Genomic DNA, 20008 nt, shown 5'->3' with positions numbered 1-20008 from the left:
TGCCCGATTTTTACGATCCACAAAAATTATTCACTACTAAAATACTCATAATGAACCAGGAGGAAAATGTACAGGGTCAGCAACCCACTAATGGTGCTTCCAATGGACATCATGCAGAGCGTAACGGCAACGGCCAGGGCTCTAATACACTCACAACCCGGCAGGGTCACCCGATTACAGACAATCAGAATGTCCGCACTGTAGGCAGAAGAGGTCCAACTACCCTGGAGAACTACCAGTTTCTGGAAAAGATTACCCACTTCGACCGCGAGAGGATCCCTGAGCGTGTGGTGCACGGACGCGGTGCAGGTGCGCATGGCTACTTCGAGGCTTATGGTACAGTTGGTGATCAACCCATCGCTAAATATACCCGTGCAAAACTTTTTCAACAAAAAGGTAAACAAACACCGGTTTTCGTACGATTTTCATCAGTTATCCATGGCGGACATTCGCCTGAAACCTTACGTGATCCGCGTGGCTTTGCAACAAAGTTTTATACGGAAGATGGAAACTGGGATCTGGTAGGTAACAACCTGAAAGTGTTTTTTATTCGCGACGCGATGAAGTTTCCTGACCTGGTTCATGCATTCAAGCCCGACCCGGTGACCAACCGGCAGGATGCTGAGCGCATATTTGACTTTATCAGCAATACGCCTGAAGCAATGCACATGATAACCTTCCTGTTTTCCCCATGGGGTATACCGGCTAATTACCGGCAAATGCAAGGCTCAGGTGTAAATACTTATAAGTGGGTCAACGAAGACGGGCATGGCGTACTGGTTAAATACCATTGGGAACCGCTGCAAGGCATCAAAAACCTCACGCAGCCGGAAGCGGAAAAGATCCAGGCTAAAAACTTCAACCATGCTACCCAGGATCTATTTGATGCTATAAAAAGTGGAAACTATCCTGCCTGGGAACTTTGTGTTCAAATTATGGAAGATGGTGAACATCCGGAGCTGGATTTCGATCCGCTTGATGATACTAAGATCTGGCCAATGGATCAGTTTCCATTTTTGCCGGTGGGTAAAATGGTACTGAACAAAAATCCCGAGAACTATTTTGCAGAGGTGGAGCAAGCTGCTTTTGGTACAGGTGTACTGGTGGACGGACTTGACTTTTCAGATGACAAGATGTTGCAGGGCAGAACTTTTTCTTATTCTGACACGCAACGTTATCGCATCGGTACCAACTACCTGCAACTGCCCATTAACGCTCCTAAAAAACAGGTTGCAACCAACCAGCGCGATGGTCAGATGACGTTCAGGGTCGATCATGCGGAAGGCCAAAATCCACATGTTAATTACGAGCCATCATCGATGAACGGCCTTAAAGAGGCGCCAAAAAGAGGAAAGGACCATACTCCTCATTACGACGCCAACCTTGTTCGTCAGAAAATCGAAAAGACGAATGACTTTCAGCAAGCTGGTGAGCGTTACCGCCAACATGAGCCTTGGGAAAGAGATGACCTGATTTCCAACCTGGTTAGTGCCCTTGCCCCTGCGCAAAAACATATTCAGGATAAGATGATTGAATTGTTTACGAAGTGCGATCCGGAATACGGACAACGCGTTGCAGACGGTTTGAGGGAAGCGGCACAACATCAAAGTGCTGCTACGAATAACGAACTCAAAGACGAAAAAGCGGTGGAGAAAGCGGAAGAGCTTTCCCAGGAAGCAAGGCCATACTAGGGACGTATAGCAAAAAATAGTAAAGGGCTGCCTCACCAGGCGGCCCTTTTTCATATTTGGAGGGCTGCTGTGGAAGGTATGGCATTGCAAACTCCACTGAAGTTCGGGCTAAAGGGCAACTTTAAAAAAAAGCTTTGTCTTACATACCAGGTTAATGCGGTTTTTGAAGCAACACTTTTTGGAAAGCCTCTCAATTTTCAAACTGAGTGAACCTAATTTCCTTAGATGTGTAACTGTAACATGTACCAATCAATCCGTTTGGTTGGTGACAGGCGGCTTTCCTTAAGAATGCTTGTGAAATTTAAGTGCGGGCAAGGTTGAAAGCGAATAACCTATTCTTTCATTTTTGGACCTGGAGCGTAATTGAATTGTTGAGGTATAGATTGGCTTAATTAAAAGAATGTCATTTGGAAAAGGTTCTTCATATTGTTTCTCTGGACGTACCCTATCCTGTGGACTATGGGGGGGTATTTGATCTCTTTTACAAACTCCCCGCGTTGCAAAGCATCGGGGTGAAAATACACCTTCACTGTTTCGAATACGGGAGGGGCGAACAACCTGAATTGGGTAAGTATTGCGAAACCGTTCATTATTATAAAAGAAATACGGGCATCAGAGGGGTTGATCTTCAACTGCCTTACATCGTATCGAGCCGGAATAATCCGCAACTTTTTAAAAGGTTGCTGCAGGATAACCACCCGATCCTCATGGAGGGCATTCACTGTACCGGCCTGCTAACCGACAGTCGTTTTTCAGGTCGCAGATGCTTTGTTCGACTTCACAATGTAGAGCATACCTACTATGCACACCTGGCCAATACAACAACTACTTTTCTAAAGCGGTTCTATTATAACTGGGAGAGCAAACAACTGCTTCAATATGAAAAGAAAGTTGCTTCTGCTGCCAGGTTCTGGCCGGTATCAACGGCCGATACAATCGAATATGAGAAACTCGGTTATAAACAAATCGAATATATACCCCTCTTTCTACCACCCTGGCAGGTAACAAGCATCCCTGGTAAAGGTAGCTTCTGCTTGTACCATGGCAACCTTTCTGTTGATGAAAATGAAAAAGCGGCCATTTGGTTGCTTGAAAATGTTTTTAGCGAAGTAGAGGTCCCTTTTGTTGTTGCCGGAAAAAGCCCATCCAAAAAACTCGAGGTTGCGGCCAACCAACTGCCCCATACCTGCCTTGTAGCCGATCCAAGCGAAACTGAAATGCAGGATATGATTCAGAAAGCACACATCAACGTACTACCTTCTTTTAATGCAACCGGGGTGAAACTTAAATTGTACAATGCACTATACAACGGCAGGCATTGCATCGCCAATGACGCAGGTTTGCTAGGGACCAATTTAGCCGATGTTTGCTTTATCGGCTCATCGGCCGAAGACTTCAGGAACCTGGTGAGTGAAGTATATTCAATGGATTTTACCCCGGACGATGTAGAAGCGAGGAAAAGTATTTTGGACTCGGGCTGGGATAATCAACAAAGTGCAAAAATGATGGCCGGATTTATCTGGAATGAAGGGTCTTAATAAATGATTTTAGTTGAGAAGTTTTCCCGAAATCCAGCTGCCCTATCTCAATTGAAAACCATTGTGCCGTGCCGCTAATTGAATGGCGGTGGTACTCCCGTCCGAACGGCTTCAGCGGGGCGCCCGCCCGTATGAACTACGTTCGGACGGGGGATTGTACCCGATTTTATTATTGGGCAAACCGAACCATTCAAGCCGCTTGCGCGAACTGACATAAAATTGAATTCATGTATTAATTGAGCACCGATAGGCCCAAGCAAATTGTTGTGATAAATTTTTACCGCCGTCATATATACGGCCTAGACTCAATTGCTTTTTAGTTATGTTTAATCAAACCCGCTTTTAATAATTAACCCCCTTCACAATACCGCATGTTTGTTTTCGTTTTGGATGCGTCGTCTCTACATCGACTAAACCCAAACCTGAAAAACATGAAAAAATTTCTTCTCTCGGCATTTTTATGTGCCACAATCCTTGGCGCCAGGGCGCAAACAGAAGGGACATTCAAACCCTTTAAATTCGACATTGCTGCCGGTTATGCTATCCCCAAAGGAAGCGGGACTAAAGGTGGTGTTCTATTTTCAATGGAACCAAAGTATGCCCTAAACGAGAACTTCACGATTGGCTTACGTATGGAAGCTGCCTTAACTGCACATGGTTCAATAGACGGGAACGATGAACTTATCAATGGCGAAGTAAAAGGAAGTTCTTCTTATTTGCTTACCAACGACTATTATTTTAGCACTAATGCAGTTCGCCCCTTTGTTGGTGTAGGAGCCGGGGTTTACCGCAACGCCGGTGTGAATATGAACTCTGCTGAGGATGTTGAAACTTCAACAAGATTTGGTTTTGCACCACGCATCGGGCTCGAGACCGGTCACTTTCGTACCGCAGTGGAATACAATGTTGCAGGGAAGTCCGGAACAATGAGCAACAATTACATCGGTATCAAAATAGGTTTCTTTTTTGGCGGAGGACGTTTGGATAATTGATCCGCTTACCAAATCACACTTCACAAGAACGGCTGCCCAAAGAGCAGCCGTTTTTATATAACTTATTGTTTGTTTGAAAACCTGTGTGATGTATTGATAAAGCGTGTTTTCTCGCTTGTTAACAATGCCGCTGTTCGCCAGACCCGGAGAAATGTTATGCCGGCACTGTTGCGCTATCGAATACTTTACCCCGCTCAGTTCTCAACATCCGGGCAGGGTAGCGGTTGATAACGATATAATCGTGTGTAGCCATAACCACTGAGGTTCCGTAATCACGGGCGATGTGAAACAGTAGTTGCATAATCTCGTCGCTGGTTTCGGGATCGAGATTTCCGGTGGGCTCATCGGCGAGTATCAGTTTGGGAGAATTCAGGAGTGCCCGCGCGATATCAACCCGTTGTTGTTCACCCCCACTCATCTCAAAAGGCATCTTAAAACCCTTACTGCGAAGGCCGACTTTATCAAGCACATCATTAATCTTTTCTTCGATCAGCTTTTCGTCTTTCCACCCGGTGGCTTTTAAAACAAAACGGAGGTTTTCGTGTACGTTCCGGTCGGTTAATAATTGAAAGTCCTGGAAGATAACACCAAGATTACGACGCAGGAACGGCACTTTTTTCCAATCCATCTTTTTCAGATCGTAGCCAGCTACAAATCCTTCCCCTTCGCGAAGCGGCAAGTCGCCATAGAGCGTTTTCAACAAGCTGCTCTTACCCGTACCCGTTTTTCCAACCAGGTACACAAACTCTGCTTTATTCACCGATATGTTTACATCCTGAAGAATAAGGTTGCTTCCCTGGTATATGTTTACGTCTTTCAAAAAAACGATCGGCTCTGACATAGTTGTTTTTTAGCTTGAGACAAAAATATTACTTGAACGTAGCATCACCTAACATTAATATCCAGACAACTGAAAGGGACTGTTAATAAATATAAAAAGCATCCGGTCAGATCTGGAAATTGGTAAGCCTTAATGTGCCTCAAAACTGATCTCACCAAAGTCTCCCTGCAGCAGTAACTCTTTTTTTCCTGACGCTTCTACCCGTCCTATAACTTTAGCCTCAAGCCCGAACAGACTTGCGATCCTGATAAGGTTGGCGGCCGAGCCGGCAGATGTAAAAACCTCGAGCCGGTGCCCCATATTAAACACCTGGTACATTTCGCGGTAATCTGCTTTTGAGGCATCACGGATAAGCTCAAAGATTTCTGGAGGCGAAAACAAGTTGTCTTTAATAATCTTAAGTGGGGCAGGAAGGTATTTCAGGCACTTAGTCTGCCCTCCACCGCTGCAGTGTATCATTCCGTGTATGTCGTCGAAATTGTTCTCAAGGATCGCTTTAACAAAGGGCGCATAAGTACGGGTTGGACTTAAAATAAGCTTCCCGATGTTTGTCTCAATTGTGCCTGATTTTGACGGAATGCTAATTGGGTCGGTAAGCCGGTGTTTTCCAATGTAAACCACCTCCTGCGGTAAAGTGGGCGCATACGTTTCGCTATACTCGCGTGCATAAAATTTGTCAAGCACGTCGTGTCGTGCACTTGTAAGGCCGTTACTGCCAATCCCGCTGTTATATTCGCTTTCATAGTGCGCTTTTCCAAAACTTGCCACCCCTACGATTACATCGCCCGGTGCAATCCGATCATTTGTAACCAGCTTTTCTTTCGGGTACCGTGCAGTCATGGTTCCATTTACGGCAATGGTTCGAACGACATCCCCAACATCAGCCGTTTCGCCACCAAGAAAGTGAATGTTTATGCCAAAACTATGTAACCATTCAAATACCTCCTGGGTGCCGTTAATTACGGCCGATAAAACTTCGGCAGGGATTACCGCTTTATTCCGGTCTATGGTCGACGAGAATAAGATATTGTTATAGATACCTACACAAAGGAGGTCATCCAGGTTCATGATAACAGCATCCTGGGCGATACCTTTCCAAACGCTAACATCTCCGGTTTCTTTCCAATAGAGATAGGCAAGAATGCTTTTAGTTCCTGCACCATCGGCATGCATAACGTTCACCATCTGCTCATCTCCACCAAGGGTATCAGCAAACACTTTACAAAATGCATTCGGGTAAAGCCCGGTACTTAAGTTCCTGGTTGCCGCATGTACCTCCTCCTTTTGAGCAGAAACACCCCGTTGTGAATACAAAGACATCAGCTACGTTTTGATTTAACAATGTGGCAAATGTAATGCTTGCACCCGGCTCTGCATCTTGCTCCGGGTAAACGGCGGAAAGTTTAGGTGCTCAGCCAATATTATAGGGCAAACCCACCCGGCTGGACGATGGGGAATATATATCGATAATGATGAGGCACATTTATTAACGGAGAACTTGATTATCCCCGGATGATTTCTCTATTGATAGGTCATGCTCGCAACGTCGTTATCAGAATTGTGTTTGCCCGGTTGACCTAAATGTTAAACACTTAGCTTTGCCGGACATTATGATCCAGGTACACAGGAATTTGGAAGAACTACCCATGTTCAACAATGCGGTGATCACAATCGGGAGTTTCGATGGTGTTCATCTTGGGCACCAACAAATTCTCGGGCAGTTAAGACAGGAAGCGGACCGGATAAAGGGAGAAACTGTAGTAATTACCTTTCATCCTCATCCCAGAAAAGTTGTTTCCAACGGCAGGGAAGTAAAGATCCTCACTACCCTCGACGAGAAAATAGACCTGCTTGATAAGCTTGGCATAAACCACCTTGTGGTTACCCCTTTTAACGAAGCTTTCTCGCAACAAACCCCTGGTGAATATGTAGAAAATTTCCTGGTCAAAAAGTTTCGTCCTCATACGATCATCATCGGTTATGATCACCGTTTTGGCAAGGCGCGCTCCGGCGATTACCACCTGTTAGAGCAACTCGGAGAAACCTTTGGGTACCAGGTAAAGGAAATATCGGAAAGCCTGCTCAACGAGATCATTATCAGCTCAACAAAAGTACGCGAAGCACTAACGGAAAGCGACATCGATACCGCAAACCAACGACTTGGATACGAGTATTTCTTTTCCGGCACTGTCGTGGAAGGTAACAAGCTTGGCCGCACTATCGGTTATCCCACTGCCAACCTGGAGATTGCAGAAGAAGAGAAACTCATTCCCGGAAATGGGGTTTACGCCGTTACTGTTTCAATAAATGACCGCGCCGCTCACAAGGGAATGATGAATATAGGGATACGTCCTACTATCGGGGGAACAAAACGCGTTATCGAGGTCAATATCTTTGACTTCAACCAGGATATATACGGTTCAACGGTAAAAGTGTTTGTAAAGGCATTTATACGCGGTGAAGTAAAGTTTACCGGTTTGGATCAATTAAAAGAACAGCTGGCAAAGGATAAGGTTAGTGCATCAGCACTACTATGAATGCCGATTAAGGAGATTGATCGGCGCTTGTAAGGTCAAGATACTTAAGCTTTGCTCAGGCCATCATCTTAACCACCATCTCTTTCATAAGGTCGCCGTCGGATGTCCCGGCATCGTTTACCCCTATACTCCGCAGGTTATACTCGTGCAGTAGCAGCAGAACTTTTTCTACACCGCGATAGTCATAGCTTTTGGCTGCTGCAATATAGTCTTTAGCAAAAAACGGGTTGACTCCCAGGGCGGAAGCAACGCTGCGCTCATCTTTCGAGCCTAGTCCATAGATAATGTACAACTTACTAAAGAAGTTATAGATAGTAGGCAACACCATTTGCACCGGCCCAGCCTTAGGATTCGATTCGAAATATTGAATGATACGGATGGCTTTCGGAAGGTCGCGTTTCGATACTGCATCCTGGAGCTCAAACACGTTAAACTCTTTTGAAATCCCAACGTATTTCTCTATCGCATCACCATCGATCAGGTGGGTATCGCTTAAGTTTAGCCAAACTTTTTCAACCTCGTTTTCCAGCCGGGTGAGATCATTTCCGATGTTATCTACCAAAAGCCGTAAGGCTTGCTGGGTAATGTCGTAACCTTTTGCCTTAACCATTCCCTGAACCCAGTCCGGGAGTTGGTTTTCGTATAATTTCTTGGTCGTGAGCATAACCCCCTTTTTCTTAAGGGTTCTTGAGAAAGCAGTTCGACCATCAATTTTCTTGTCTTTATAACTGACAACGAAAACCGTTGATGGCAACGGGTTGCTCACATAACCTTCCAGCTTATCCACATCGCGCATCAGCTGGGCTTCTTTTAACAATACAACCTGCCGTTCTGCGAACATCGGGTACCTTCGGCATGCATTTATTACTGCCGGCCAATCTGCATCACGTCCGTAGAAAGTAGTCAGGTTAAAACCCGCTTCGGCTTCAGACAGGATGTTGTGTTCCGCATGGTGCATTATTTTGTCGATAAAATAAGGCTCCTCACCTTCCAGCCAATAAACAGGTTTAAATACGCCCTTCTTCCATTCCTCGATGATAACTTCTGCAGACATAATGTACTATTCGGTCGCAAGATAACACACTATCCAGTTTGAGGTACACCCATCCCGCATTACTCACCTCGTATTCAATCTCAATGGTAGGCCAAAGTGTTTGCTAAAATGCCCCCTAAGCATGTCCGTATAAGACGACTACGATGACAATGAACAACACCGGCTTGTTCAATTGCAGTTCTCATCATTAGGGGAGTTACCTTTTTACTGTTCCTTTAGGAGCTATGCGGCAAATATTTAGGTTTAACAAGTAAGCTAGCCTGGAAACATGGCAATCAACGATGATGAAAATATAATTTAAGCCCCCAGTATGAAGGACTGGTAGATGTCGCCGTGTTTAGCTGACGGATGTGTTCCGTATCGCCCTACTCAGTAAAACTCTATATGGTCAACTCGTCTGGATGCTCTATAGCATTGTTACTCCAAGTATTTAGAAAATCGAGGTGACCTCGAATCGTGTGGGCGCGACAGCAGGCATATGCCAGCGTGCCGGAACCCAATCCGTGTTCACCTGGTGCCGATAAAATCCTGAAATAACTAAGCAGTTGTTGAATATTTCCTCAACATACACAGTATGTGGTGGTCTTTGAAGTTATACGGACGACCTTATCGATCCGGTTACCCGAATTAATCGACAACGGATATATTTTCTTTGTCGACAAGCGGTAGATTTTTAAACCTCAGAATAACTTGAGCTACCACCACTACATCCCGCTGACAATAGTCGACAATACGTGGTAAGTCATTGTCTTCATAATAAACATCCTGAACCATACTGCCATCCATATCGGTTTTAGACGTGGGTACACCAAGCACGTTTGCCAGCAGATGGAGAGATGTATAATTTTTATAGTCGCCAAACTTCCACCATTGCATGGTATCCAGCATGTTAATCTCCCATGGTTTGGCTCCCTGTATTTGAAAGTACGAGGGTAGAGCTACCCTGTTGATCACCAGCCGGCGACAGATAAATGGTATATCAAACTCTCTGATATTGTGGCCGGCGAAGTAGAGGTTTTTCCGTTTGGAAAGAAATTTGTTTACAAGTTCAATGAAGGCTTTTAATAATTCTACCTCATCGTCGCAACAAATGCTTTTGAGCTTAATGCTCAGCTTTCCGTTGGCATCGTTGTAGAAAAAACCTGTCGAAATACACACTATCCTTCCAAATTCTGCGAGAATTCCGGCTTTTTGCTTGTAAACGTTATCAATCAGTTCCGTTTCGGGCATAGTTTTTGAAACCTTGTCGAAAAATAGCTCCTTCCATTCAGGTGCCAGATTTTCGTAGCTCGACACACATGGAACGGTCTCAATATCAAGCATTAATAAATCAAATAATAAAAACGGATGATTCAAAGTTCTACTTTTTAATCACTAAAACTTAACAATAAAATGAGCTACAGTCCTCAAACTTCACCTGCTTCCAACCAACCTTCAAGACCTGCAAATTCAGACAACCGGAAACTAATATACGGCATTTTAGGTCTTGCTTTGGTGCTGACGTGGGCGTACATTATTTATGACAAAAGCAAAGCAACAGAAGAAAGAAACACGCTTCAAACGCAATACACGGCAGCTGACTCTTCCAGGAATGCTATTCAAACCGAGTACAACGACGCTCTTTCCCGCTTAGACTCTGCAACGGGCAGCAACACCGAATTACAAGGCGCACTTGCTGAGCGCAAAAACGAAATTGATAAGCTTAAAAAGCAGATCTCATCAATTACCAGGAACAAAAATGCAACTGCAGCCGAACTGGGCAAGGCAAAACAATTGATCAGGCAACTTAATGGTAAGATCGATGACATGTTTGCTGAAATCGAAAGATTGAAAGGCGATAATGAAACGCTTACCGCCAATAATCAACAATTGAGTACTGAGCGAGATCAGCTCACTACCGAAAAAACACAGTTACAGGAAAACCTGGCCACTACTGAAACAGTAAAAAAAGAGCTTGAAGGGAAAGTTGACGTTGCCTCTACCCTCCACGCTTCCAACCTGAACATTGCCCCTATCAATGTAAAAGCAAGCGGTAAAGAAAAGAGCACCAGCAGCGCTAAAAGGGTTGATATGCTTCGCATTTCTTTTGATCTTGACGAGAACAGGGTTGCTCCAACCGGAACGAAAGAACTCTATGTTTCAATTACAGGACCAGATGGCGCACCAATCAGCAGCGGTACATTTGATACCCGTACTGAAACCGGTAAACCATACACCAATAAGGTTGAAGTGAACTACGAACAAGGCAAACGTGCACCTGTTAGCTTTGACTACAAAGGCAACGGAAAATATCAAATGGGTGATTACAAAATTGAAATCTACCACAACGGTTTCTTAATCGGACAAGGAACCAAGAGCCTTAAAAAAGGTGGTCTTTTCGGATAAGCTGACCATTAAACTATTAAAAGGACCATCGTTTTCGATGGTCTTTTTTTGTGCTTACTATTTTGGATTATATCGCATAATACCGGAACTAGTGGGTGCATATGTTCAATCGAACTGCTTACCAGTAGAGCTTAGGAGGTAAATTCCGTTAATAGCAGTTGTTCGTTCTTGTCCTGTGATAGGGTTTATGAAGCCAGGACTGGAGATCAAATTTGACGAACACCCGAAGGGAAGGTGATAACCTTGCTATTCTTTAAGCTGCTATTGTAGAGTGCTGATTTGGCGCACTTGCGCAGAAATTATCGTGGTCAGGTCCAACGTACTAATCTTTTGGGGTGGCTTAGCCAAGAGAAATGCTGTGACAAAAATCAGTGTACCAGATTGTACAATAGGGGTAACGATCGAAGAGAGCGTAGTTGAAAATCCAATCAATTATATCGACCGGCGCCCCGGAACTTGTCTTTCCAGTATCGGTCATTCAGATCATTGATCATCACGCCCTGGCTAGTTGATACATGTACAAACTTGTTATTGGCCAGGTATACACCAACATGTGAAATCTCCCTGCCCGATGTATGAAAAAACACCAGGTTACCCTCCTGCAACTCTTCGGGTAGCACCTTTTCACATGAGTTGTACTGATCCTGCGCAGTCCTTGGTAGGGTTGCCCTGTACACATTGCTAGTGATCATTTGGGTGAATGCCGAACAGTCGAGACACTCCCTGGAGCTGCCGCCTATACAGTATTTTGTTCCCCACCACTCTTCGATGAGGTTTAGCAAGTTCAGATTAGTAAGCGTTTCGGGAAGGGTATTTAAGATACCAGCATATTTTGCCTGCAGATAAGTGCCTCTTTCCGGTGATGTTGAAAGATCTTCAACTGTCTGGGGGTAGATCATTGACCTGGAAGCTTTCCTGGTTTCTGAACCGGTGGTCACATGTTTAGAGGTAACAACCTGCCCGGGAGTAACGGAGATATCCTCTAAAAACCGCACATCCCGGCTCTTTGCTTTCGGGGGCGGGGTATAAGCAGAGTTGTCTTTAACCGTCAAGTTTTTCCATTGCTTACAGCTGGAAAAAACCGCAACTGTCATTATGCTAAGGAATACTTTCTTCATGCACGGCAAAGTAAGGGTGTTAAGGCTTTAAGAGTAACAAACTGAAAAAGTATTTAACGAGAAGTTAAGCCATGCACATTTGGGGAAAACTGCCCTTTCATTGCAGAAACAATGTTCCGATCTTTGCAGACCCGGTCAAAAGTGATGGAAGGAATTGCTGAAATAAGCCGTCGGTTACAACCCCTGTTGTACCGACGCAAGTGATCAGGCAACGAAGTTGTTAAGCACCGGGATAAAACAACCCACCCTCCGATGAGTAAATTTTCTCACCTCCATGTTCATACCCAATTCAGCTTGCTGGATGGCGCCGCATCAATCAAAAGTCTGTACAAGAAAGCAATCGACGACGATATGCCGGCTCTTGCCATAACGGATCACGGCAACATGTTCGGCGCATTTGAATTTGTTTCCGAAGCATACAAACACAAAAACGACGACGGCACATTAAAGGTGAAACCTATCGTTGGTTGTGAATTCTATATGGTGGAAACAAGACACAAAAGAACATTCACCAAAGAACAAAAAGACGATCGCTATCACCAGGTACTGCTTGCGAAAAATGCCAAAGGTTACCAGAACCTGCTGAAACTTACCTCCCTTGGGTATACCGAGGGCATGTACAGCAAATATCCACGTATCGACAAGGAACTGCTTGCTACATACCACGAAGGCCTGATTGCAACAACGTGTTGCCTCGGAGCTTATGTGCCCCAATTGATCCTCCACAAAGGCGAAAGCGAAGCCGAAAAGGAATTCAAGTGGTGGCTCGACATGTTTGGCGAAGATTACTATATCGAAATCCAACGGCACGGTATCAAAGACCAGGATAAAGTAAACCAGGTGCTGCTCAAATTTGCTGTTCAGCACAACGTGAAAGTTATTGCAAGTAACGACAGTCATTATACCGACCAGGATGACTACCACGCCCACGACATTTTACTTTGCATAAACACCGGCGAAAAGAAGAGTACCCCTGGGTACGACGACTTTATAAACGATGATATCAACCTGAGGGAACGGCGATTCAAGTTTCCCAACGACCAGTTTTATTTTAAGAAAACCACGGAAATGAAAGAACTCTTCCGTGATATTCCCCAGGCAATTGATAACACCAACGAGGTAGCGGGTAAGGTAGATCTGCTCAACCTTAAGAAAGACATCCTGCTGCCAAACTTCCCGATACCAAAAGAATTTCAAAAACACAGCGACGGAAACCTGAATCAATGGGAGTACCTGCATGCGCTCACCTACGAGGGTGCGCGTAAACGCTATAGCGAGATCACGGAGGAAATACGTGAGCGGCTCGACTTTGAATTATTCACCATTAAAACAATGGGATTTGCGGGTTACTTCCTGATCGTTTCCGACTTTATTCGTGCAGGTAGGGAATTGGGGGTGTTTGTAGGGCCTGGCCGTGGATCCGCTGCCGGTTCGGTAGTGGCCTATTGTGTTGGTATTACCAACATCGACCCGATGAAGTACAAATTGCTTTTCGAAAGGTTTTTGAACCCCGACCGGAAGAGCATGCCCGATATCGACACCGACTTTGATGACGATGGAAGGCAAAAGGTAATTGATTACGTAGTAGAGAAATATGGTCGCAACCAGGTAGCCCAGATCGTTACGTTTGGCACCATGGCAGCCAAGATGAGCATAAAAGACGTTGCCCGCGTGCTTGATCTGCCGCTGGCTGAAAGTAATATGCTCGCAAAACTGGTACCTGATCGTCCCGGTACCGAGCTACGGCGAATGTTACATGCGCCGTTAACCACCAAGGAGGGACCAAAATCACTCGAAGAAAAGGAAGGTCTTGGTGGTGAAGACATGGAGAACGTAAAAAAACTCCGGGAAATCTATAAAGGCGAAGGTCTTCAGGCGCAGGTGCTCCATGAGGCTGAACGTCTGGAGGGCTCGGTTAGAAATACGGGCTTGCACGCGGCAGGTATCATCATCGCCCCCGACGACCTCAACAACATCATCCCGGTTTGTACCCAAAAAGATTCTCCCCTGCTGGTGACTCAGATTGCGGGCAACGTCATCGAAGAAGCAGGTGTAATAAAGATGGACTTTCTTGGTCTTAAAACCTTATCCATTTTAAAAACTGCCCTGGAACTGATCCGTCAGAATCATGGCATATCGATTGAAATCGACGATGTACCCCTGGACGATGAAAAAACATTTAAGCTCTATCAACTTGGCGAAACCAATGGAACTTTCCAATTCGAAAGTGCCGGTATGCAAAAGCACTTGCGCGAACTAAAGCCCGACCAGTTTGCCGATCTTATTGCAATGAACGCCTTGTACCGCCCCGGACCGATGGCGTACATTCCAAATTATGTCGAACGAAAACACGGCAGGGAGTCCATCACCTACGACCTGCCCGAAATGGCTGAATACCTCGAAGAGACCTATGGGATCACCGTTTACCAGGAACAGGTGATGCTGCTGTCGCAAAAGCTTGCCGGTTTTACCAAGGGCCAGGCCGACGTACTTAGAAAGGCCATGGGTAAAAAAGACAGGAAAACCCTCGACAAAATGAAGGACGGTTTCCTTGAAGGTGCTTCCGCAAAAGGGCATGCAAAGGAAACACTCGATAAAATCTGGACCGACTGGGAAGCATTCGCTCAATATGCCTTCAACAAATCGCACTCTACCTGTTACGCCTTTGTGGCTTACCAAACGGCTTACTTAAAGGCGCATTATCCCAGCGAATACATGGCCGCAGTACTCAACCACGCGGGTAGCATCGAAAAGATTACCTTCTTTATGGAGGAGTGTAAGCGCATGGGTCTTGTGGTACTTGGACCAGACATCAACGAATCGCAAAAAGGCTTTGCCGTAAACAGCCGGGGCGAAATCAGGTTTGGTATGATGGGCCTCAAAGGTGTGGGCGAAAATGCTATTGAATACATACTTGAAGAACGTTCCAAAAATGGATTTTACTCTAGCATATTCGATCTGGTAAAAAGGGTAAACCTAAGGGCGGTAAACAAAAAATCACTTGAGAGCCTGGTTTACAGCGGAGCATTCGATTGCTTCAAAGAATACCATCGGGCGCAATATTTCATCAATAAGGAAACAAACATCTGTGGGCTCGATATCATCATTAATTTCGGTAACCGGTACCAGTCTCAGGCCGTGAGCCATAGCAGTAGCCTGTTTGGAGATATGGTGTCAATGGATATTCCAACCCCGCAAATTCCTCCTGTTGAACCGTGGACATTAACCGAACTTCTTGACCACGAAAAAGATGTGACCGGGATGTTTATGAGTGGCCATCCCCTTGATCACTTTAAGTTCGAGCTGAAGAATTATGGGATCACTCCGCTCAATGAATTTAATGAAGTTAAAGATGCACCCCATCTGCAGGCCAACACCAGCAAACAATACAGGCTCGCTGGTCTCATTACCGATGCGCAACACCGCCTTACAAAAACAGGTCGAAGTTTTGGTGTAATGTGCATCGAAGACTTCAGTGGAAAAACCGAGCTCATGTTGTGGAGCGATGATTACGTTAAGTTCCAGAACTACCTTGAGAAAGGCAAAAACATCCTGATACAAGGTTCATTCAAATCGAGGTTCAACAGTGAACAATACGAGTTTAAGATTGCTTCAATCAATATGCTTGAAGTGACTAAACAAAACTGCACAAAGCAGTTGATATTAGATGTTTCACCAAAGGCAATCACCCCCGATTTCATTTCGTTCATCGATAAAAATGTCCGCAACTATCCCGGCAAAGCTTCTCTCAAGTTTAACTTACACGAACCAAAAGATGATCTAAAAATAAGTCTTTATAGCCTCGAAAAAGGATTTACCATGAACGACGAAATGGTAGCTTTCTTAAATGAACACAACGATATAGAAGTCTCCGTTGTATCAATGTAGGAATGCTCTTTTCTAATGGGTACAAACAAATACATCATTGAGTCCTATGGTTTCGCCTAAAGGGTTGCAGGAAGAACCAACAATGCCTGCAACTACAGCTTAGTTACGATAACACAAGAAGCTCACCAATACCAATGTCCTGTCAGGGGTTCTCGAACCTGGTTGAGCATAACCGTGAGTGGCAATAATTAGCAGGACCACAATTACGTGTCATCTATTATTGTTCATAACTAATATCTCTTTCCCTGCCCCATTTAACATTCAACATTGAGCATTCAAAATAGTTTCCTTTGGACCCGGCCTTAGGTCAGTGATGAGGCATCGTTGCGTCGCACAGCGTGTATGGCAAATCAATATGCAACTGGTGAAGGATTTACCGTATCAGCACGATAGTACCACTCTTTGCGATATATTTCCTGTTGTTTGGATCTCTGTAGCGCACCTGAAACACATAAGTACCGGCTTCGGCCGGCTTAGCTCCTATGCTACCATCCCAACCCCTGGTGCGGTCAGTTGTTGAAAAAACAACATGACCAAGCCTGCTGTATATCTTTAATTCAAAGTTCTGCAGCGAGCAGTTGGTAAGCGCTTTAAAAACATCATTTAAACCATCGGAATTAGGGGTAAATGCATCAGGGAAGTATACGCTGCAATCACAGGTATCAAAGTTTACAGCAAACCGTCGAACATCTCTGGAACATTCGTTCGACGCGGTAATTGAATAAACGCCTTTCTCTTTAATCCGGTAAACTGGTCCACGCGTTATCCCGTCACTCCAGAAATATGTAGTTGCAAAAGGAGTAGTCGCATCAAATGGATTTTCCGAGCCAAGGCAGAGTGTAGTGTCCCTTATCCAAGCTGGAATTTTTACCGGCTTGTCTGAGCTAATAACAACTGTTGTAGCGGCAGTATCTATTGAACAACTGCGGTAAATGATTGCCCGAACCTGGTAACTGCCCGGTCCGGGGTACAAATGATCATCGCTTAGCCTATTGGAAAAGTTTTTGGTTCCCGACGATGGGTCGCCAAAATTCCACCTCACGGAATCTACATTTTTATAGATCAGCGAAAGCGTAGTTGGCTCAGTTGCACAATTTTTTCTTTTCACAGTAATCCCATTGATGCGGGGTTCAAAACTTTCCGATCGTATATAGTTGTAATTGAACTTTCCGTACTCGCTGGCAAACTTAACTCCGTATAAGCCATAATGGGCGCTAAAGCCTGCGATGTTGGGTTCCTGTATGATGTGCGCAAACGGCTCATTGGTTCTGAAGCTAACATATATCCTGCCATCAGGCGCCAGCTGCAAACTTCTTTCAACGGTAAAACAGGTCCTTGGCGTACAGCCGGATTCATCTGGATATGGCGAGAGTTCAACTACGGAATTGTAGATGTCGGTTACACTTCCCGCATCAAGGTTCATCTGTAGTACAACGTGTGATTTAAAATTGAATGGGTTATTATTAGGGCGGATGAAATAAGTACCAAGGTATAGCTTGCTTCCATCAGGAGAAAGTTCAACTTCTTCCAAGGTCATCTCTGGTGGAGTATGTATAGAGATGGGATTTGAAAACCGCCCCGTCAGCGCGTTGAAATCGAAAACCAGGATTCTATTTTCGGATAATAACGGCATGATCAGTTTTTCGCCATTCGCGGCAAATTTAAAATTGCCGCCCTGGAAGGTACCCCCATTTAAAACCGACAACACTGATGATGTTACAGGAGCGGTGCTCACACCGGCATCTGTAACCAGGTAAGCATACAAATCAGCTCCTGAGTGTGCAATTATCCACTTATCCCGCTTATTACAATGGGTCGTTCCTGCAACCATTACTGAGGCATCATTCAATAGCGTGGTAGTGTAATTAAAAGGTATTGGTGGAGGTGGGTACACAATCCCACCAAGTCCGTTGTTTAGCTTCGTATTGATGGTTAGGTAACGAAGCATATGAAGGTTCTCAGCAACAGCGAAAAGGTAGTACAAGCTATCATTGCCTGGGTAAGGACAAACCAGTGGAACAGTAAACCCTCCCCACGGCCACTGAACACCTTGCTTCACCATCTTTACGTGAGTACTGGTCCATACTTCTTTCCCGTCGGAATAGAACAACAACTTTCCCGATGAGTCACATATTGACGAGAGACAATTTGAATTTACACCATCAGCCGCAGTAGCGTCCAGCGGTGCAACCGGCGACTTATTGAAATCAAGTCCCGATTGCTGTCCAAATACCCACACATTATTTCTCTTCTGTCCATTACCGGCTAAACTGAAGTAGGTAACCAGAAAGATAAGTAGAACTAAGTGTCTCATTAGTATACCGCTGTAGAATAAATTATAGACGAAAAAGTAAACATTTTTTACTGCTTCCGTTCATCAATCACCCGTTTATGTGATCTTACAATACTGTCAAATAGGTGTTTGTTAATATAGCAGCTTCATACTTTGAAATAAAAAGGGCCACTCAAATATGAGCAGCCCTTGCAATGCATGAAGTTCATTGATTAAAACTTATCCCAGAATATCTTAGTAGTAACCTCATCCTTGCCAATTTTCGCTGCGGCAGCAGTGTAATTTGTAGGATTTAGCGTTTGTTCATTACCCGGGTAAGTAAAACGTGTAGGGTATTCAGAGTCTGGGTTAGCAGGGGGCGGAAGAACAGGATAATCTAATCTTCTGACCTCTGTCCAACCTTCTACCGGCCTGTTATACAGCGCAATCCACTTTTGAGTGCCAATTTTCTGTTTGTAGTTTCCGGGAGCAGTTGTGTAGCTTAAACCAGGTTGAGAAAGGTATGTTCCGGCAGCTGCTTCTGTACCACCCCAGAACACGATAGAAGCCCTTACTGCATTATCATAGTGCTCCTTAGCAGAGCCACCCACCGCGTAGCCACGTTCGATCGCTTCTGCACGTATAAATTCTACTTCATCAAACGTCATCAATACGCCAGGGAAATCAGGTGCAACGATTTTGTCGTTTGGTTTTGCGAATAAAGGGAATGTATTGTTTGAACCAATTTTACCACCAACATATTGCCCCGCATCATTTGGTTTGAAATACAGGGGGATACGTGGATCGCTTAAGGTCTTCATACTTTCAATTAGTGTAGTTCCTATTACAAAATCCTGCCGATTGCTTTGTACCAGGTCAACCCAGATTGGGTTTGTATTTGGAGTGGTAGCCTGGTACTTGAAAATAGCATTATCAGCAGCTGAAGTGAATGCACCGGCGCTGGCTTGCTCTACTACAGTTTTTGACTGAGCAGGATCGGCATCTGCAATGGTTATTCCTAGACGAAGTTTTACGGAATTTGCAAGTTTTTTCCATGCATTTACCCGGTTGCTTTCGGAGGAAATGGACCCATATATAAGGTCATCGGCTGCTGAGAACCCATTGCTGGCCGGGTTTAAAGCTGCTATATCCGCATCTAACCTTTTAATCAGGTCATCATAGATAGTTTTTGCGTCGTCGTATTTTGGAAACACTTTATTGAAATCCAGCGCTTCTGAATATGGAACGTCGCCGAAAGTGTTTACCAGTGTTTCATAAGCCATCACCTGCATAATGTCTACGATCGCAGTTTGATTTTTTTTCGTTCCTTCAGCAATGGTAATGTCATCGGGGATCAATCGCTTCGCTTCCTGCAAGTCGACTAACACATCCCGGTACATTGTTCTCCACCACAATTGAGGGATCAGGCGGGTTGTAAAGTCATAGTTGGGTTCATCCTGGTAGGTTGTTGTAGCCCAGTGCTGCACAGTCAAACGGAATACGTTCGTATTCACATTAGCACTGGTCATTGCATCCACGTAATTTCTTACACCATTTGAAAATAGTGTAGCCGGGGGTGCAGTTGCAGCAGATTTCTTTTGTTCGTTAAAGCGTTCGATATCCTTGGTGCATGAACCTAATGCAACTAACGTAAGTGATATCAGCAAATATTTTCTAATCATAATGTTTTAG

13 protein-coding genes are annotated in these 20008 nt (G+C 44.7%); 6 read left to right on the top strand and 7 right to left on the bottom strand.

Features of this window, described 5'->3' with window-relative positions; genetic code table 11:
• The first annotated feature begins 50 nt into the window (after positions 1–50).
• From EXU57_RS08680 to EXU57_RS08670, 3 genes are all read left to right on the top strand, one after another.
• Complete coding sequence (locus tag EXU57_RS08680; protein ID WP_133267802.1) at positions 51–1691, top strand: catalase; 1641 nt, start codon at positions 51–53, stop codon at positions 1689–1691.
• 407 nt (positions 1692–2098) lie between these two features.
• Positions 2099–3229, top strand: coding sequence for a glycosyltransferase (locus EXU57_RS08675; protein ID WP_133267801.1), 1131 nt, complete (start codon positions 2099–2101; stop codon positions 3227–3229).
• Positions 3230–3660: 431 nt separating this feature from the next.
• Positions 3661–4221 (top strand): hypothetical protein, encoded by a 561-nt coding sequence (locus EXU57_RS08670; protein ID WP_165958080.1) that lies wholly within the window; start codon positions 3661–3663, stop codon positions 4219–4221.
• 154 nt (positions 4222–4375) lie between these two features.
• Here EXU57_RS08670 and EXU57_RS08665 read toward each other — a convergent pair whose 3' ends face one another.
• Together EXU57_RS08665 and EXU57_RS08660 are read right to left on the bottom strand one after the other, a co-directional pair.
• Positions 4376–5062 (bottom strand): cell division ATP-binding protein FtsE, encoded by a 687-nt coding sequence (locus EXU57_RS08665; protein WP_133267799.1) that lies wholly within the window; start codon positions 5060–5062, stop codon positions 4376–4378.
• Between the two features lie 129 nt (positions 5063–5191).
• Positions 5192–6382: an AIR synthase-related protein gene (locus tag EXU57_RS08660; protein WP_133267798.1), complete on the bottom strand. Its 1191-nt coding sequence runs from the start codon at positions 6380–6382 to the stop codon at positions 5192–5194.
• 278 nt (positions 6383–6660) lie between these two features.
• Here EXU57_RS08660 and EXU57_RS08655 point away from each other — a divergent pair, with 278 nt between their 5' ends.
• Entirely contained in the window at positions 6661–7599 is a 939-nt protein-coding gene (locus EXU57_RS08655; RefSeq protein ID WP_243745552.1) for a bifunctional riboflavin kinase/FAD synthetase, read from the top strand.
• A gap of 55 nt (positions 7600–7654) precedes the next feature.
• Here the strand turns inward: EXU57_RS08655 and holA are convergent, their stop codons facing one another.
• On the bottom strand, positions 7655–8653 hold the full coding sequence (holA, locus tag EXU57_RS08650; protein WP_133267797.1) for a DNA polymerase III subunit delta: 999 nt from the start codon (positions 8651–8653) through the stop codon (positions 7655–7657).
• A 627-nt stretch (positions 8654–9280) separates the two neighbouring features.
• Positions 9281–9976: a 3'-5' exonuclease gene (locus EXU57_RS08645; RefSeq protein WP_133267796.1), complete on the bottom strand. Its 696-nt coding sequence runs from the start codon at positions 9974–9976 to the stop codon at positions 9281–9283.
• Between the two features lie 69 nt (positions 9977–10045).
• Here EXU57_RS08645 and EXU57_RS08640 point away from each other — a divergent pair, with 69 nt between their 5' ends.
• A complete protein-coding gene (locus EXU57_RS08640; RefSeq protein WP_133267795.1) occupies positions 10046–11038 on the top strand; it encodes a hypothetical protein in 993 nt (330 codons plus the stop codon).
• Positions 11039–11466: 428 nt separating this feature from the next.
• Here the strand turns inward: EXU57_RS08640 and EXU57_RS08635 are convergent, their stop codons facing one another.
• Positions 11467–12156 carry a C40 family peptidase gene (locus tag EXU57_RS08635; protein ID WP_133267794.1) on the bottom strand — a complete coding sequence of 230 codons (690 nt, stop codon included), beginning with the start codon at positions 12154–12156 and terminating at the stop codon, positions 11467–11469.
• Between the two features lie 252 nt (positions 12157–12408).
• On the opposite strand from EXU57_RS08635, the gene dnaE reads away from it, so the two are divergent.
• A complete protein-coding gene (gene dnaE / locus EXU57_RS08630) occupies positions 12409–16044 on the top strand; it encodes a DNA polymerase III subunit alpha (protein WP_133267793.1) in 3636 nt (1211 codons plus the stop codon).
• A gap of 373 nt (positions 16045–16417) precedes the next feature.
• Here the strand turns inward: dnaE and EXU57_RS08625 are convergent, their stop codons facing one another.
• Together EXU57_RS08625 and EXU57_RS08620 are read right to left on the bottom strand one after the other, a co-directional pair.
• A complete protein-coding gene (locus EXU57_RS08625; RefSeq protein WP_133267792.1) occupies positions 16418–18358 on the bottom strand; it encodes a gliding motility-associated C-terminal domain-containing protein in 1941 nt (646 codons plus the stop codon).
• Positions 18359–18549: 191 nt separating this feature from the next.
• Complete coding sequence (locus EXU57_RS08620) at positions 18550–19998, bottom strand: SusD/RagB family nutrient-binding outer membrane lipoprotein (RefSeq protein ID WP_243745551.1); 1449 nt, start codon at positions 19996–19998, stop codon at positions 18550–18552.
• Between the last annotated feature and the right edge of the window lie 10 nt (positions 19999–20008).

The organism is Segetibacter sp. 3557_3, from assembly GCF_004354985.1.
GTDB lineage: Bacteria > Bacteroidota > Bacteroidia > Chitinophagales > Chitinophagaceae > Segetibacter.
The sequence above is the reverse complement of the archived record's forward strand: the minus strand, read 5'-3'. Positions and strand labels throughout refer to the sequence as shown.

Bases quoted from the DNA above. Each gene is read 5' to 3' on its own strand.
- EXU57_RS08680 (WP_133267802.1), top strand. From the start codon at position 51: ATGAACCAGGAGGAAAATGTACAGGGTCAGCAACCCACTAATGGTGCT.
- EXU57_RS08670 (WP_165958080.1), top strand. From the start codon at position 3,661: ATGAAAAAATTTCTTCTCTCGGCATTTTTATGTGCCACAATCCTTGGC.
- EXU57_RS08665 (WP_133267799.1), bottom strand. From the start codon at position 5,062: ATGTCAGAGCCGATCGTTTTTTTGAAAGACGTAAACATATACCAGGGA.
- EXU57_RS08660 (WP_133267798.1), bottom strand. From the start codon at position 6,382: ATGTCTTTGTATTCACAACGGGGTGTTTCTGCTCAAAAGGAGGAGGTA.
- holA (WP_133267797.1), bottom strand. From the start codon at position 8,653: ATGTCTGCAGAAGTTATCATCGAGGAATGGAAGAAGGGCGTATTTAAA.
- EXU57_RS08645 (WP_133267796.1), bottom strand. From the start codon at position 9,976: ATGCTTGATATTGAGACCGTTCCATGTGTGTCGAGCTACGAAAATCTG.
- EXU57_RS08640 (WP_133267795.1), top strand. From the start codon at position 10,046: ATGAGCTACAGTCCTCAAACTTCACCTGCTTCCAACCAACCTTCAAGA.
- EXU57_RS08635 (WP_133267794.1), bottom strand. From the start codon at position 12,156: ATGAAGAAAGTATTCCTTAGCATAATGACAGTTGCGGTTTTTTCCAGC.
- dnaE (WP_133267793.1), top strand. From the start codon at position 12,409: ATGAGTAAATTTTCTCACCTCCATGTTCATACCCAATTCAGCTTGCTG.
- EXU57_RS08625 (WP_133267792.1), bottom strand. From the start codon at position 18,358: ATGAGACACTTAGTTCTACTTATCTTTCTGGTTACCTACTTCAGTTTA.
- EXU57_RS08620 (WP_243745551.1), bottom strand. From the start codon at position 19,998: ATGATTAGAAAATATTTGCTGATATCACTTACGTTAGTTGCATTAGGT.